Raw genomic sequence first — 17,012 nt, forward strand, 5'->3', positions numbered from 1 at the left:
AGCTTCTTGGCCTATTATTTGAATGCCGGCAGCCAGTCACCGTGAGCTTCAATCAAGTCATCACACAGGGAAGTAATATCGTCCAAGGACAGCTCAGCAGCTGTATGTGGATCAAGCATCGCTGCATGATAGATATGCTCCTTCTTCTGAGTTACCGCTGCTTCAATCGTCAGCAGCTGGGTGTTGATGTTCGTACGGTTCAGTGCAGCAAGCTGAGGCGGCAGATCCCCGACATAGGTCGGCGTAATTCCAGAGCGGTCTACCAGACACGGCACTTCAACACAAGCCTCCTTCGGAAGGTTCGTAATGAGTCCGGTGTTCATGACATTACCGCCAATCTTGAACGGATTGCCTGTCTCCATCGCTTCCATGATGTATGAGGCATATTCGGCAGATCTTGTATGCTCAATACTTTCGCTGGCAAATATTTTGTCTCGCATTTCCTTCCAGCCATTAATCTGGTTAACACAGCGGCGCGGGTACTCATCCAGCGGTATGTTGTATTTGTCGATGAGCTCAGGGTAGCTCTTCTTAATAAAGTAGGGATGATATTCTGCATTATGCTCTGAAGATTCTGTTACATAGTAGCCAAACCGAAGCATCAGCTCAAACCGCACCATATCATGATGCTTCTCCTTCTGCTTCTCAGCCGCCCGGCGTTTAATCTCCGGATACAGATCCTTGCCATCCTTCTTCACTTCAAGCAGCCAGGCCATATGGTTGATGCCGGCAATCTTCGATTCTACTCCTGCCGTATCCATCTCCAGTGAGCGGAACAGATCGGATACGCAGTGCTGTACACTATGGCAGAGTCCAACCGTCTTGATGCCGCCAACTGTATTCATAACATTCGTAAGCACGGCCATCGGATTGGTGTAGTTCAGGAACCAAGCGTCCGGGCAGACCTCCTGCATATCGCGGGCAAAATCCAGCATCACCGGAATCGTCCGAAGATTACGGAAGATTCCCCCGATCCCCAGCGTATCCGCTATCGTCTGGCGCAGACCATATTTCTTCGGAATTTCAAAATCAGTGATCGTACACGGATCATAGCCGCCGACCTGAATTGCATTAATGACGTATTTGGCACCGCGAAGTGCTTCTTTGCGGTCATGATAGGCGATGATTCGGCAGGTGCTGCCGAGCGTTTCCTTTATGCTGTTAAGCAGCCGCTCGGAGTCCCGCAGCCGCTCTTCATCAATATCAAACAGAGCAAGCTCGAAATCCTGCAAAGCGGGTGTTGTCATCACATCGCCAAGTACATTTTTGACAAAAACGGTGCTCCCCGCACCAATGAATGTAATTTTGGACATTTTATCTGCCTCCCATAGTCAGCAACCGCTGTATTGAATACAGCCTAACTATACGCCTGGGCAAGGGTAGGAGGACATAGAATAGTCCAAGATAAACATGTCATAATCCCAGTTGATTGATTAGAGACATGAATACGATTAGAGACGCTTTGCCCCTGTTATTTGGTATAATACAGCTATATATGTGAGAAGGGGATATCATACAATGCCAATTAACGAAGTCCATTTTACCCTTCAGGATTCGCAGGAGAAGATGGAGCTCCGCATGGATTTCTTCGGCCTGCAGGAGTGTGAACCAGGGCACAGCTGGGGTCCGGGTCTCCGAGATGCCTACATCCTCCATTACATTCATAATGGATATGGGAGCTTTCGCTATGAAGATCAGACGGTTCGGCTTGGTCCAGGAGAGGGATTTGTCATTTTCCCAGATGAACGTATCCACTATACCGCCGATGAAGAGGACCCCTGGACTTATTCCTGGATCGGTTTCAGAGGAATATATGCCAAATCCCTGCTGCAGCGCGGAAGCTGTACGCCAGGGCATCCCATTTATTCAGCTGCATCCGGAACCGGTTTCTCTTCTTTCTATAATGATCTCATTAACGTTCGTCATCATGCCGGTGGAGATGTTCATAGTCTGGGTATTCTGTATAAAGTGCTGGGCGATCTCATACGTAGTGCTCCTGCTCCTACTGCCTACCATAAGTCCTCCCCTTCACGGGACAGCTATATTCGGAAGTCGATCCGCTTCATTGAGAACGGGTACAGTCAGAAGATGACAATTCAGGATATTGCAGAGGCCATCGGCCTTGACCGCACCTATCTGTCAGGTATCTTCAAGGAGCATTTTGGCGTATCGCTTCAGTCCTATCTGCTGGAATACCGGATGAGACGGGCCGCAGAGCTGCTTCGTAATCCGGAGCTGTCGATCAGTGATGTCGCCCACTCCGTAGGCTATAACGATGCCTTCTTATTCTCCAAGATGTTCAAGAAGAAGCAGGGCCATTCTCCCCGCCATTATCGGCAGCTGCTTAAATAATGATCGTAAATGACGCCCTTGCTGGCGTATCACACAAAAAGGCCTGTCTACATAGACAGGCCCTTCATATTATGGTGTTTGCTCTTCATCCTTTTCCGGATCCATCAGCTGATCGCTGGTAATGGATGCATCTGTCCAGTTATCGACTAATTGCTGCGCGTAGTCCAGCTTCTCGTCGTCCAGCATGTAGTACCAGGCCCCATCGCTCTTGCCGCTTCCCTCCAGCATATAACTGGTCATCTGCGGAACAGCTTCCTTATCATAGAGCAGCTTGCCAAGATCCAGGATAAAGTCTGAGGTCATATCTGTCTTCATGTTGCTGCTCGCAATAGACAGAATTTCTGGAATCTTGGTGATATTTCCGATCTGCAGCATCCGTTCTGCTGCCGCTTTGAGAAAGATACGCTGGCGCTCCGTCCGCTTGAAGTCGGAATCCTCACGGTACCTTACATAATTGAGTGCATCCTCCCCTGTATAGATGGGCTTGTTCGCCTCAATATACAGTGGAATATGGTACTTGTACTTGTTCTGAATCGGTTCTGTGATAGGAAGCTCGACACCACCGAGGGCATCGACCACCTCGACAAGCGCATTAAAATTCACTTTTGCATAATAATCTACGTCGGTTTCCAAGAGCTGCTCAATGGTCTCCACACTCATCTTGGCACCGCCATAGGCATAAGCCGCATTCACTTTATCTCTTCTATCTCTCCCGGCAATCTGCACATAGGAGTCACGCGGGATCGACAAGAGCAGCATCCGGTGATCCTCTGGACGAAATACGGCGTAGATCATCGTGTCGGATCTGCCGACATCCCCTTCGCGCTCGTCTACACCAAGGAGAAGCATGCTGAACGGTTCCAGCTCCTTCTCTTCTTCTGTCACAGCGGGTCCAGTAACTTCATCAAGCGGTTCATAAGAATCATCGAGTGCCGTCTTGACCGGCTTCTCTACGAACAGCTGCAGTGCTGCCCACCCCAGCTCCTTATGAAAAATATAAGCGAATGAGCCGACTAACAGCAGGATAATAAAAGAGACAATTAATGGCTTTTTCGTCTTCTTCTTCGCTTTTTTGTTCTTGCCGGCTTTCTTACGGTTGCTCCGTGTCAACGGGTATTCAAGATCGCTCATCAGCTTCTCCTTTCTTCACTATCTTTTTTGTCGACGTAATATATATCATTTTTAATAAAATTTGATGTTTTTGGTCAGATTTTGATTCGATAACTCATCTAATATACTACAGATTTCCATATTAAGGAATGTTCATTTCACAGAATGTCGAAATCTTGCTCTCCTATTTCTATAACGTGCCTTTTAGGAAGAATGTTGCCTATAATGTGATTTAGCAGGATCAATTTCATCCTTTATTAAAGCGACAAAAAAGATATCATGAAATTGATTCAGACAAAAAAAGATTTGGATATGGAGGATGATGATTGTGAGGGATCAGGAGCTGTTTGACAAAGTGTATGCTGCGATACTTGCGCGAAGCGACCGGTATGACGGCATTTATTATTCCGCGATCAAAACGACGGGCATCTACTGCAGACCCTCCTGCCGCTCCAGAACGCCGAAGCCGGAAAATGTCACTGTCTATTCCACCATTCAAGAGGCGGAGCGCAGCGGATATCGAGCCTGTAAGAGGTGCCAGCCAAATAAGCACGAGCTCATTAACCCTGATGCCGATATTGCAGAACGGGTTACCCGCTATATCTACGCACACTACAGAGAGCCGCTTACTCTTCCTCAGATCGCTGAAGCGCTCAGTATCAGTCCATATCACATGCAGCGGGTGTACAAGAGAGTTACCGAGATATCACCGGCTCAGCAGCTGCAGTATGTCCGCATTGAGTATGCGAAGGAACAGCTGAAGTTCACTGATTCAGAGATTCAGGATGTAGCATTAAACGTAGGCTTTAGGAGCGTCTCGCACTTTATCCATGTTTTTCAGAAGAGAACAGGAGTCACACCCCAGCAGTACCGTAAAGGGGATATCACATAGAGGTTATTCATTTTGAACAGATGAGGAGGTATACCGTATGGAGACCGTTTACTGGGCAGAGCTCAGACATTCTTTATTTCAAAATCAGACAATGTATATAGCCGCAACAGAGAAGGGACTGTGCAAAGTGACCTGGCCTACAGATTCGATGGAGGTGCTGATGAGCTGGATTCACCGCCGTTTTCCACAAGCAGATATTGTAGAGAGTTCTGAGAAGCTCGCGCCCTATGTCACTCAGCTGAACGAATATATGAATGGAGCAAGACAGAGCTTCAGTCTGCCGCTGGATCTGAGAGGTACGGAATTTCAGAAGAAGGTATGGCAGGCGTTACAGCAAATTCCCTTTGGCGAAGCGCGCAGCTATTCCGATATTGCTCACGGGATTGACCGCCCGCAAGCAGTTCGTGCCGTTGGTACGGCAAACGGGGCGAATCCTGTGCCCATGATCGTACCCTGCCACCGTGTCATTGGTAAGAACAACACACTGACGGGGTTTGCAGGTGGATTGAAAGTAAAGGAAGCACTTCTTAATTTGGAGGGATATCATGGATATACCGCAGCAGGACATGCCCGGTTCCAATTCTAAAGTGGAGTTCTATCCTGGAGATATTCGCTTCAAGCTGTCTCTGCCGGAGCTGTTTAACTATGAAGAAATTCTGTATTATTTGAACCGTTCCAAGCTGGAATGTCTGCATCAGGTGGATCAGGGGAGGGTATATAAACTGATTAGAGTTAAGGAAGCGGAAACCATGCTTCCGTTTCAACTGGAGTATGATCAAGAGGCACATGCGTTGAATGTTCAATCCCTGCTCGAAACACCGCTCCTTGCTGAGGAATGCCAAGCAGCAGCTGCCTATATAACCGAATGGCTGGATCTGGACAGAGATCTCACTCCTGTGGAGACACTTGTCGCGTCTGACCCCATTCTCTCGAAATTCCCTGAATCGTTACGAGGACTCCGTATCGTTGGTGTTCCTGATCTATTCGAGGCTTTATGCTGGGCAGTGCTCGGACAGCAGATCAATCTGACCTTTGCTTATACATTAAAACGCCGGCTTACCGAGACTTATGGCGAGCGTCACCAATACGGAGAGCGGACGTACCATCTCTTCCCGACGCCTCAGTCCATGCTGACAGCATCCGTACAGGATCTGAAGGAGCTGCAGATTACGACCAAAAAAAGCGAATATATATTGGATCTGGCCAGGCGGATAAGCAGCGGTGAGCTCCAGAAAGGTGGCCTTATTGCTTCGGGATACTATGAGGCCGAGCAGACACTCATCTCCATTCGCGGGATCGGCCCCTGGACAGCACATTATGTGCTGATGCGCTGCCTGCGTGATCCCGCTGCCTTTCCTATCGGTGATGCCGGACTTCATGCTGCGCTGAAGCGGCAGCTTGGTCTCAGCGTGAAGCCGACTCCTGATCAGATCCGGGAGCTGTTTAAGCCTTGGGCAGGCTATGAAGCCTACGCCGTCTTCTATCTATGGCGAACCCTTACGTTGTAGGTCACTCATTTTGATCTTTTTGATCTTTTTGATCTTTTTAATTACACTTTTAATCCTCTTTCAAACGCTCTTCCTGTTCTGCATATCGCTTCAGCATCGTGAGCTTGTTATCCCAGAACCGCTCATAATAAGACAACCAGCGCTTCAGCTCGGTCAGAGGCTCGGTATCCAGTCGATACCTGGTCTCGCGTCCAACCTTGCGGTCCTTCACAAGCCCGGCATCAGCCAGCACACGCAGGTGCTTGGATACGGCGGTTCGGCTGATGGGAAACCGCTCACTGATGGCACCAACCGGCATCTCCCCATGACTTAGTAGATGAAGCAAATCCCGGCGGGTAGGATCTGCAATCGCTTGAAAGACATCATGCTTAGGTGCAGCTGACATGAATGCTACGCTCCAAACTGAGCTGCCAGCTTGCTAAGAATTCCACTCCAGCCGCCTGACATCCGGTCACGCACTACGCTGTGATCTTCGCCGAAGGAGGTCTTCTCGTCCAAGGTCCAGCCGCCGTGGGTAAGTGTGAATTCCGTCTGCCCATCCTTCTCAGCAAGCTCAAAGGTAATGAGCCAATCCTTGTCCCATGTGAAGCTGAGCCGATGCGGCGGTTCGAGTTCAGTCACTTTGCACTGCGAATTTCCCCACGGTCCTGCCTGAAGTTGAAATTCATGCCCCAGCACGGGCTCAAAGTCATTTGGCATAAACCAGGCAGCAATACCGTCGGCCGTTGCCACTGTACTCCACACTTTCTCGATGGGCGCATCGATAACGATGGTCTTCTGAATATCCGGCAAAGTTTGCGTCATTTAATCTCTTCTCCTTCACTATTCTCGGGTTAAATTTCTCTCAGATTATAAGTGTGTTCAAATTCTCTCATGATTATATGACACCTTTTGGTTTCATGTAAAGGGAAACCTTATAGTTTCATTTTCCAATTTATGAATCTTCGTTTGTTCATGATAAAATGGGAATATTGAACATGGGATCATCATCCCGCCAGAATAAGGAGATGAGAAATAGATGAAACAAGATTTGATTCGGCGTATTACCGGTTATGTTCGTATGGATACACAATCGGATGAGAACGGCGAGACCTGTCCGTCTACACCTGGCCAGCTGGAACTAGGACGCAAGCTTGTAGAGGAGCTTCAGGAGATCGGGATGCAGGAAGTCACCATGGATGACAACGGTTATGTGATGGCAACACTGCCTGCGAATACCGACAAGGAAGTTCCGGTCATCGGTTTTCTAGCGCATCTGGATACAGCTACTGATTTTACAGGCAAGAACGTAAATCCTCAGCTCATCGACGCCTACGACGGTAATGATATTGTGCTGAACAAAGAGCAGAAGATTATTCTGTCAGCCAAAGATTTTCCGGAGCTTGCAAACTATAAAGGACATACCTTGATCACAACGGACGGGACAACCCTGCTCGGTGCAGATAACAAAGCCGGTATTGCCGAAATTATGACTGCCATGGACTACCTGCTGAATCATCCTGAGATCAAGCACGGCAAGATTCGCGTCGCCTTCACACCAGACGAAGAGATTGGACGCGGACCACACCGGTTTGATGTTGAAGCCTTTGGCGCAAAATATGCCTATACGGTTGATGGCGGACCCCTTGGAGAGCTGGAATACGAGAGCTTTAATGCGGCGGCGGCCAAGATCGTCTTCAAGGGCAAGAACGTTCACCCCGGAACAGCCAAGAATAAAATGGTCAATTCCGCCAAAATCGCTATGGAGTTCAACGGTCTGCTTCCAGTAGAGGAGGCGCCGGAGCATACGGATGGCTATGATGGTTTTTATCATCTGAGCTCTGTGCAGGGAGACGTAGAAGAGACCACGCTCAGCTATATCATCCGTGACTTTGACCGTGCCCGCTTTGAGGCAAGAAAAGCAAACATGGAACGTATCGCCAAGGACCTTCAGGCTAAATATGGTGAGGAACGCATCCAGCTTACGCTGCGCGACCAATATTACAACATGCGTGAGAAGATTGAACCCGTCAAATTTATCGTTGATATTGCCGGCGAAGCGATGAAGAGTCTCGATATTGAACCTCACATTGTTCCGATTCGCGGAGGTACTGACGGTTCCCAGCTGTCCTATATGGGACTGCCGACACCGAATATTTTCACCGGCGGAGAGAACTACCATGGACGCTACGAATATGTATCTGTCGATCATATGGTCTTAGCAACGCAGGTGATTATCGGCATCATAGAGCGGTTTGAGCAGCGGGAAGCCTAAACTTAAATCAAGCTTGTACATCTCCATCTATAAAAAAGAGCGGCACATCTGACCTGCGGGGACAGATGTGCCGCTTGCTTGAGCTTAAGCTATACTGCAGAGTAATCTCTATCTTATCCAGATGTGGAGACTAGTTGTTTGCGTAGACGCGTTCCTTCTCCACATCCACTTCCTCTTCTGGTTCAAAGATCATATTCTTCTCAACGAACAAACGCTGTGCCGGCACAGCCAGCTTGATCCCCTCTTCTTCCAGTATGTTCAGAATCTCAAAGTTGATCGACTCCAGCACCCGCATATGCTCGACCCAAACCGTCGTATACGTAAAGAAATAGAAGAAGATCGTAATCTGTTCATTTGTCATTCCTTTAACACGAACCATCAGCAGCTCTTTGTCCACTTCCGGATGACTCTCAATATATTCGCGAAGCCGCTCAACGGCTTTGACCAGCTTCTTCCGATCCGAATCAATCGCAACACCGAGATCGAAGGTGATACGTCTCTTGCCCATCCGACTCCAGTTGGTAATGGCCGACTTCGCAAGAATGTTGTTCGGAATAATAACGATAGAATCCGCAAAAGTACGGATCTTAGAGCTTCTAAATGAAATATCCTCTACCATACCTTCGACGGTATCGGTCTTAATCCAATCCCCCTTCGAGAAAGGCTTCTCCGTCACGATAATAACGCCTGCAATCAGATTACTGAGCGTATCCTGAGCGGCCAGCGCAACGGCAAGGCTTCCAAGCCCCAGTCCTGCAACCAAACCATTAATACTGTAACCCCACTCTGCTGCGATAATTGTCAGCGTCAATGCAATGACTAAGAATCGGAGCACCTTGGATAAAAAGGGAATGATCATGTCCGACTCTTCTACGCCCCACTTGGTCGAAAAACCGGCAAAGAATCGGGATGACCTTCCCGATAAATTGTACAATCCCCATCCGATACATGCGATAAAGGCGGTTCGAATGAGATGGGAGAATAGAACCCATTCTCCACCTCCATCAAAATAAAACCGAACTGCACCGGAAACGCCGAGCAGGATCATTAGAGCACGGATCGGATTGCGAACAGTCAGGTAGAGATTATCCCACTTCATACCAAAGAATCGTTTCATTAAACGAAAAAGACGGGTTGAGGTCCATTTGTTAAAAACCGTAAAGACCAACAGAAGCAGCACCGCAATGGCTAGTCGAAACCAATTAATTTCGCCAAAAAATTCAGCAACACTATTTAAATTCAATAATAGACACACCTTTTACTTCGATTTAAAACGAATAACCTTAAAATACTACCGACCATTGTAACATGAAGAGACATTGCAAATCCAAAACCGCTTTATTCCACTAGGATGAAAGAGAAACAAAAAAAGACAAGCAAATCACGACGTGAACAACCGTCACTTGATTGCTTGTCTTTAATATTCATTTTTTTAACAACTTTTACTCCGTTTCTATTTCCTTAAATAACGCGGTCCCAGAAGCGATGTGCTGCTACAGCAGTCAGGAATTCCTCAGCGAAGCTTCCCAGCTCTTCTCCACTTGCAGCCGTTATGATTCCCGGCGCTGAGGAAGCTGCAGAATCAGACGCCATACCCAGACCTTTTACAAGAAAGGCTACCCCTTCATTTACTGCACCGATCGGCTTGTAGTGTCTGTAAGCTTCCTTAATAAACTCCGCTGCATTAGGGTCGGCTGCAAGAGCCTGCACACTATGTTCACCGCCGGCCACGTAGATCGCATCAAACAGCAGTGAATCGCTCGTGAGGAAAGTGTGCATTGCTTCAACACTCGCCCCTCCTTGTCCTGCAACAGGTCCCAGATGATCGCTGACCACTTCGGCCATGGCGCCCGCTTCAGTCAAGGCATTCATCAAGGTAACTGCATGCTGATCAAAACCATCTCCGGCCAGTATGGCCACTTTACGCGTCTTCACGGAGTGCACTGTATTCGCCATGCTGATGGCTGGTGAAGATGGAATCATCGGCGGTTTGGCCGGATTCTCTGCCGTCTCAGGCAGCTGCGCTCCAATCTTGGATGCCACCTGTGAAGCAAGCTCTGTATCAATGTTCATGAGCATGTTCACAACTGACTGACGCACCTCCAGCCGCTGTACCTTCCCTAGCTCGAACTGGAATGCACTCACCAGATGCTTCTTCTCAGGACCCGACATACTGTTCCAGAACAGCAAGGCTTGGCTGTAGAAATCCTCGAAGCTCTCGCTTCTTGCCTGGATCTTGTGCCCCTCAACCTTCTCCGTATAATGCTTGTAGCCGCCCTCCTCCGGTGTGGCAGGTGACGGTGAATTGCTGGCGATACCATTCTTATGATAGCTTGTTACTCCCTTGTTGATCGTCATCCGATGCATCCCGTCACGCTGATTGTTATGCACCGGTGCGACAGGCCGGTTGATCGGAATCTCGGCAAAGTTCGGCCCGCCGAGTCTGGAGATTTGGGTATCTGTATAAGAGAACAGCCGCCCTTGCAGCAGCGGATCATTCGTAAAATCAATCCCCGGCACAACATGGCCCGGATGGAAGGCAATTTGCTCCGTCTCCGCAAAGAAGTTGTCTGTGTTACGATTCAGCGTCATTTTGCCGACGATCCTTACAGGGACGATCTCCTCCGGCCAAATTTTTGTCGGATCCAAAATATCAAAGTCAAACGAAAACTCGTCCTCTTCCTTAATAATCTGAAGCCCCAGCTCATATTCCGGATAATTTCCTGTCTCAATGGCATCCCACAAATCTCTGCGATGAAAATCAGGATCTTTACCCGCTACCTTCTGGGTCTCATCCCATACCAAGGAATGAACGCCAAGTACCGGCTTCCAGTGGAATTTAACAAAGTGTGCTTCACCTTCCTCATTTACGAGTCTAAAGGTATGTACACCAAATCCCTCCATCATACGGAAGCTCCGTGGCAGGGCACGATCCGACATCGCCCACATGACCATATGTGCCGTTTCATGGTTGTTCCCGACAAAGTCCCAGAACGTATCGTGAGCAGACGCTGCCTGAGGAATCTCATTATGCGGCTCCGGCTTCACGGCATGAATTAAATCCGGGAACTTCATGGCGTCCTGAATAAAGAATACGGGAATGTTATTACCAACCAGGTCATAGTTCCCTTCTTCTGTATAAAATTTAGTCGCGAATCCCCGCACATCCCGCACAGTATCCGCTGAACCCCGGGAACCGGCAACCGTAGAGAAGCGGACAAAGACCGGTGTCTTCACAGAAGGGTCCTGCAAGAATTTAGCTTGGGTAAGAGAGGTTAAAGGCTCGTACACCTGAAAATAACCATGGGCACCAAATCCACGGGCATGTACGATCCGCTCCGGAATACGCTCATGGTCAAAATGCGTCATCTTCTCACGAAAATGGAAGTCTTCCATGAGTGTTGGTCCGCGCCGCCCTGCTTTGAGAGAGTGCTCGTCCTCCGACACCTTAAGTCCCTGATTAGTCGTCATATGCTTGCCGTCATCCTGCACACGATAGGAATCCAGCTGCTCCTGCTTACTATTCTCATTAATACGCTTATCCTCTTGACTCATCCTGGTCTTCCTCCTCTTTAATCATCTAAGTCCAAATAAGTCCAAACTTTTAATTAAGTACCCTGCGTGGATTACGGTTAAACGGCTTCATCACCAACAAAAAAACCATGAGCGTAAAGATCACCTTTACCTCATGGTTTCTTCATTTCATTTTCACTCTTACTTCACTTCTACACGGATCGTCTCACTTCTTGTGCTGCCATGCTCGTTGATCAGCTCAATGTAATATTCATAGGTTCCGGCCGCCTGATCTGATATCTCAGTGGAGGCTGTCTGTGCATTGGGTGTATGGGCAGCCAGCTCCTGAGTATCGATCAATTCTCCATTTTCATAGAGACGGTACGTTGTTCCGTTTACGCCCCACCACATATTCATCGTAACAGCATAGCTGCCATCTCCGTCCCAATTGTTACTCGAAATACTTGGCTTGCCAGGTGCAGCATCTCTAACCGTCACCGTGTGCGGCACTGACTGTGTCACTCCATGCTGGTTAGCCAGCTCGGCGGTATAGGTGTAGGTCCCGTTTCCTCTTCCGGATAATGGTACCTGAACGCTCTGTGCGCCGGGAGTTTGATCGGACAGAAGCTCGGTATAGATGAGCTCGCCATTCTCATACAGCTTGTAGCGGGTGCCATTATCCCCCCACCACATGTTCATCGTAATGGTATACTCTCCGTCCAGAAGTCCATGGTCGTGCCCATTGTTATCTGATAGTACAGGAACTCCCGGTTTACTCTTGGCAAGTCCTTCTTCCTCCGCTCCGGCATAACGGATGTTCGGAGCAGCAGGCTCCTCCATTCCTGTCCCCAGATAGAAGCCGGTATGAGGCGGCTGGTTATAAGCGACATTTTGCCAGGCAACACCTAGACGATAGATTGGATCATGCATGAGAGTACGAATCCGGTGCTCACTTTCATCCGTTGTCGTATAAATGCGAAGCTCCGAGCTGTCGCTGGAGCGCCAGATCACCTCTTCCCGCCAATCTCCATATAAATCAGCCTGAAGGCTCGGGTTTGCCTTGGTCGAATTGTTCGACGCTGCTCCTTCTGCCGTCAGCAGATTCACCGTTGTCTGATTCTCGTAATCCCATTTGTCGATACGAATATCATCCTGAAGCTCTCTCAGCAAATCACCATCCCACCAGATTCCGAAGTTCGTGGAGGATGGAATCTGACTCGAAATTTGCTCACCAGTAATGCTGTACAATCCACTAAGCGGGATATGCTCCTCATTGGTAATGGTGGCGGACCATACCTCTTCACCCGGATAGTTCGGGTCGATATCGGCGGACATTCCCCGGCCAACGTCTCTTCCCATTGGAATGCCCCACAGAATCTCACCTGTCTGCGCATCTCGAACCTCCATGCCATAGGCTGCGCCCGCACTCTCGTGAACACTGAAGACCTCAAGACCATCGCGGTTCGGATTCAAGTCGCCGAAGTGCATAGCATCGCCATGCCCAAGTCCAGTGTTGTGCAGCGGTGTTCCGTCATCGTCAATCGCTATTGCCCCGAACAGGATTTCGTCCTTACCGTCATTATCCACATCACCGACCGACAAGTTATGGTTGCCTTGCCCCGCATAACTGCTGAGGCCCTCATCATTCGTGTCGAAGCGCCAGCGTTTCACCAGCTCTCCACCGGCAAAATCATAAGCAGCCAGCACAGTTCTCGTGTAATATCCTCTAGAGAAGACAACGCTTGGATGTTCTCCATCCAAGTAAGCAATCGTAGCCAGGAAGCGGTCTACCCGGTTACCATAGCCGTCACCCCAAGCATTGACATCTCCTCTTGGCGGATCATAAGGAACCGTATTTAACGCTTTTCCCGTTGCTCCCTCAAACACGGTCAAGAATTCATTACCCAGCAGCACGTAACCTGAGCTGTTCCGGTGATCTAGTGAGCCGTCGCCGATCACTTGTCCCGTGCCGTCTGTCGTTCCGTCTGCGGTCTTCATGGTAATCTCTGCTTTGCCGTCACCGTCCAGATCATAGACCAGGAATTGAATGTAATGCGCTCCAGCCCGAATGTTATGACCTAATTGAATTCTCCACAGCTTGGTCCCATCCAGCTTATAAGCATCCATGAGCACTTCTCCGGTATAGCCGGCCTGAGAATTATCCTTGCCGTTCGTCGGTGACCACAGCATGACAATCTCGTACTGGCCGTCCCCATCCAGATCACCTACACTTGCATCTCCTGCATAGTAGGAATAAGGCTGGCCGTCTTTTGTATAAGCATCCTGCGGCTTATCCAGCGGAATGCTCTTATACCCGTTCTGCCATACCTCAGCCGTCTCCACACTCTCCTGCTTCACTCCATTCACCACGGCCTCGATTCTATAGACAGAATCCGCCCTGCCCTTAGGATCCAGCAGGTTCGTGCGATCCGTCAGCGGCTTATTCGTAATGAGCACATCGTCCCTGTAGACGTTAAAAGCAATAGAGTCAGGATCGAGTCCGAGCATCCTCCAGCTGACAAACACACCTTCCTCCGTCTGCACGGCTACCGGTGCACGGTCGAGATTCTCCATCTGACGATATAGGGTGGTTACTGCCGGAGTCGAGAGGACGTCAGACAGCTCTGAAATTCCTCCCGCATTCACTGAGGCAGCCTTGTAATAGTAAGGTATCGTACTAAGAAGGGTTTGATCCGTGTACACCGGCTCATTGGTTTTGCCGATAAGGACATAATGTCCACTCTCCGACTTAGAGCGGTATACATTGTAGTATTTTGCCGCAGACTCCTCATTCCACGAAAGAGTAACCTCATTCTTATGGATGGAATCTACGCGAAGACCTTGCGGTACTCCTGCCTTCTCTACGGCCGGATCAATCATGGATACCGCAAGCTCTGCCGATGCCACGGATTCAAGCCCTGCCGCGTCAACGGCGGTTACGGTATATACATAGTTCATTCCGATATCTATACCCTGATCAATATAGGAGGTGTCGCTGGTCTCGGCAATGAAAGAAGCCTTATCTTCTCCTTCCGCTTGGCGGTATAAGCGATATAGCACAGCTTCTTCTACACGCTGCCATGTCATATCTGCCGATGGAGGATCACTCTCCAGATCAGTCCCCGCTAGCTGCAGACCCGTGGGAGCAAGCAGGAGCGGCGTTATTTCAATACCATTCAAATGAGCCGTCTGACCCGAGATCATCACATTCAGCTGGCCGTCCGACACGGTGATCGGGCTGTGTACCTTCTCCGCTATCGTCTCCTTGCCTGAGCTCGCTGTACCATAATCTTTGCCTTCGATATTTATGTTGGTTCTTGCTGAACCGATCCAGTCGCCCGTATAAGTCTTAACCGCGTATGTTCCGTTCGGCAGATCCACCTTGAATTCGTAACGCCCGCCAAAGTTAATGATGAAATCCCGGCGCAGCGCATCCGTCGCTCCGCCGCGATCCCGATCGGCAAAGGCCCCTTCGTGCAGCATGAGTCCATAGCCTCTATCCGCGGTATACAGCACGGTTTGATTGACTTCTGTATAGCCTTCTGCAACAGGCGATCCAGCTGGTCCGAAGTCATATCGCAGCGCTGCTGACTTAGTCCCGATTGCAAGCTCCTCTGACGGCTCAGAAGCTCCGCTGCTGTTCACTGCGGTAACTCTTACTGTATAGGCAGCTCCTTCCTTGAGACCTGCTATATTATAGCTAGATATCGTAGCTGTACCGGCCAGCTTGTAGGCCGCCTCTGCTTCCTCTGCTCCCTTCACATAGATCCGGTAAATGTCTGCACCAGGAACCTCGTTCCATTTCAGCAATGCTCCGCTGTTGCTGATATTCCCGGCAGCAAGCCCAGTCGGCTGCCCTGGCGCCGAATCAGGGGGAGCTTGTTCCTGTACATACTGAGATATCGGAATATTCAATTCCTGAATCGCACCGGCAACCATCCTTGCCAGTTGAATAGCCCCATACTCCTGAAAATGCGTATTGTCCTCCGCACCATTTGGAAAGGCTTGATATACGCCCGGCTCTACATGCAAGAACACAGACTTAGCCTCTTCAGGTCCAATGGAGTCATAGTAGGCGACACTCAGTGTACTGAGATCAATGAGCAGGGTGTTCTGCTCCTCAGACACTTCCTTCATGGCTTGTACGTATTCCGAGAAGCTGACGTTAAACTTGCCCGTATCTGGATTAAAGTCTCGGCGTCCCACCGGTGTCACCAGAATCGGTTCTGCTCCACGCTGCCTTGCTCCATCAATATAGGTCTTGAGATACACCTTATAATCCTCAGGCGAAGCATAACGATCCGGAATCGAAATGGTCGCATCATTATGACCGAACTGAATCAGCAGCACGTCTGACGGACGAATAACCCTCAGAATCTCATCAAGCCGTCCCTGCGAAATAAAATTCTTCGTGCTCCGCCCGCCGATGGCGTGATTCTTAACCATAATCTCTTCACTTAGATAGCGCGGCAGCATCTGTCCCCATCCCGCCTCCGGCTTCCAGTAAGGATCGTAGGTCTGGACTGTAGAATCACCCGCAATATAGATCAATGGATACTCGCTCGCTATGCGGTCTGGCAGCTTCGTGATCACCAAGGCATTGAGCTTCGCACTTGATCCACTGAATCCAAAATTCAGCTGACCGTCAACCAGAGCAATGTCAAAGTTCATTTCAAGGAACGTTCCAGCCTCCTTTGAAGTCAGCTGTACTTTTTGCATGCTTTCTACAGATACAGCGATCTCAGACGCCTCTGCAGCATCACCCGCTACGAGTGATACGGTATAATCCCCATTTGGTAAATCAATCTGGAATACCCCGCCATCCTGAATGAGGGCATAATCCGATCGAACAGCATCGTCTCCGCCCCGGTCTGTCATTGTGACTTGTAAAGGGTCCGTAAATCCGTAACCTGCTTCTGTTGTATATACATTCGGCTCCGTAACTTGAGTATAGCCTGCTGCTCCTGCTCCATTCCCAAAGTCAAAGCGATACAGCCCTTCGGTAAGCGTTTGCAAATCAGGCGATGCTGCTTCATTTGCCTCTACTGCTGGAGCTGCCTCCTCATTAGTAACCTCCCCTTGCGATGAGCCCTCCTCTGCCTCACTTTCTCCCTGCCCTGCTTCGTTAGATCCTTCTTCTCCTCCTGTCTCTTCACCTGGTGCTTCTTCATTCGGCGTCGTTCCCTCCGGCGCACTGTCTTCTACAGCTTCATTTCCTTCTACAGCTTCATTTCCTTCTAGAGGTCCTGTCTCCTCCTGCGCCTGCACAGTTTGAACCCCCCATTCACCTGGTGTAATCATCGTAGACAGCACCATGATCATGACTAGAAAAAGGATTAAAAAACGCCTTCTACCGATTTGGTGCCTGCTCTTCCTGTTCACT

Annotated in this window: 12 protein-coding genes; 5 read left to right on the top strand and 7 right to left on the bottom strand. The window is 49.3% G+C overall.

The window, feature by feature from the left end:
- Positions 1–14: 14 nt before the first annotated feature.
- Positions 15–1,313 carry an alpha-glucosidase/alpha-galactosidase gene (gene melA, locus PUW25_RS24345; protein WP_274337762.1) on the bottom strand — a complete coding sequence of 433 codons (1,299 nt, stop codon included), beginning with the start codon at positions 1,311–1,313 and terminating at the stop codon, positions 15–17.
- A gap of 205 nt (positions 1,314–1,518) precedes the next feature.
- On the opposite strand from melA, the gene PUW25_RS24350 reads away from it, so the two are divergent.
- Complete coding sequence (locus PUW25_RS24350) at positions 1,519–2,352, top strand: AraC family transcriptional regulator (RefSeq protein WP_274337763.1); 834 nt, start codon at positions 1,519–1,521, stop codon at positions 2,350–2,352.
- Positions 2,353–2,421: 69 nt separating this feature from the next.
- Here the strand turns inward: PUW25_RS24350 and PUW25_RS24355 are convergent, their stop codons facing one another.
- Positions 2,422–3,483: an LCP family protein gene (locus tag PUW25_RS24355; RefSeq protein WP_274337764.1), complete on the bottom strand. Its 1,062-nt coding sequence runs from the start codon at positions 3,481–3,483 to the stop codon at positions 2,422–2,424.
- Between the two features lie 307 nt (positions 3,484–3,790).
- Here PUW25_RS24355 and PUW25_RS24360 point away from each other — a divergent pair, with 307 nt between their 5' ends.
- From PUW25_RS24360 to PUW25_RS24370, 3 genes are read left to right on the top strand one after another with little or no spacing between them, the layout of a single operon-like run.
- Positions 3,791–4,354 (top strand): bifunctional transcriptional activator/DNA repair enzyme AdaA, encoded by a 564-nt coding sequence (locus PUW25_RS24360; protein WP_274337765.1) that lies wholly within the window; start codon positions 3,791–3,793, stop codon positions 4,352–4,354.
- A gap of 37 nt (positions 4,355–4,391) precedes the next feature.
- Positions 4,392–4,940 (top strand): methylated-DNA--[protein]-cysteine S-methyltransferase, encoded by a 549-nt coding sequence (locus PUW25_RS24365; protein WP_274337766.1) that lies wholly within the window; start codon positions 4,392–4,394, stop codon positions 4,938–4,940.
- The gene (locus PUW25_RS24370) at positions 4,900–5,862 is read left to right on the top strand and encodes a DNA-3-methyladenine glycosylase family protein (protein ID WP_274337767.1); all 963 of its coding nucleotides are present in this window, start codon (positions 4,900–4,902) and stop codon (positions 5,860–5,862) included. Before PUW25_RS24365 ends, PUW25_RS24370 begins: the two co-directional genes overlap by 41 nt.
- Before the next feature lie 49 nt (positions 5,863–5,911).
- Here PUW25_RS24370 and PUW25_RS24375 read toward each other — a convergent pair whose 3' ends face one another.
- Both PUW25_RS24375 and PUW25_RS24380 read right to left on the bottom strand, forming a co-directional pair.
- The gene (locus PUW25_RS24375) at positions 5,912–6,247 is read right to left on the bottom strand and encodes an ArsR/SmtB family transcription factor (RefSeq protein ID WP_047912699.1); all 336 of its coding nucleotides are present in this window, start codon (positions 6,245–6,247) and stop codon (positions 5,912–5,914) included.
- Positions 6,248–6,252: 5 nt separating this feature from the next.
- Positions 6,253–6,666, bottom strand: a complete 414-nt coding sequence (locus PUW25_RS24380) for an SRPBCC family protein (RefSeq protein ID WP_205054740.1) — start codon at positions 6,664–6,666, stop codon at positions 6,253–6,255.
- A 214-nt stretch (positions 6,667–6,880) separates the two neighbouring features.
- Between PUW25_RS24380 and pepT the strand changes: the two genes are divergently transcribed.
- Entirely contained in the window at positions 6,881–8,116 is a 1,236-nt protein-coding gene (gene pepT / locus PUW25_RS24385) for a peptidase T (RefSeq protein WP_274337768.1), read from the top strand.
- Between the two features lie 130 nt (positions 8,117–8,246).
- Here pepT and PUW25_RS24390 read toward each other — a convergent pair whose 3' ends face one another.
- The 3 genes from PUW25_RS24390 to PUW25_RS24400 form a co-directional block, all read right to left on the bottom strand.
- Positions 8,247–9,359: a mechanosensitive ion channel family protein gene (locus PUW25_RS24390; protein WP_274337769.1), complete on the bottom strand. Its 1,113-nt coding sequence runs from the start codon at positions 9,357–9,359 to the stop codon at positions 8,247–8,249.
- 218 nt (positions 9,360–9,577) lie between these two features.
- On the bottom strand, positions 9,578–11,671 hold the full coding sequence (locus PUW25_RS24395) for a catalase (RefSeq protein WP_274337770.1): 2,094 nt from the start codon (positions 11,669–11,671) through the stop codon (positions 9,578–9,580).
- Between the two features lie 159 nt (positions 11,672–11,830).
- Positions 11,831–17,011 (bottom strand): rhamnogalacturonan lyase family protein, encoded by a 5,181-nt coding sequence (locus PUW25_RS24400; RefSeq protein WP_274337772.1) that lies wholly within the window; start codon positions 17,009–17,011, stop codon positions 11,831–11,833.
- Between the last annotated feature and the right edge of the window lies 1 nt (position 17,012).

The organism is Paenibacillus urinalis (genome assembly GCF_028747985.1).
Classification (GTDB): Bacteria; Bacillota; Bacilli; order Paenibacillales; family Paenibacillaceae; genus Paenibacillus; species Paenibacillus urinalis.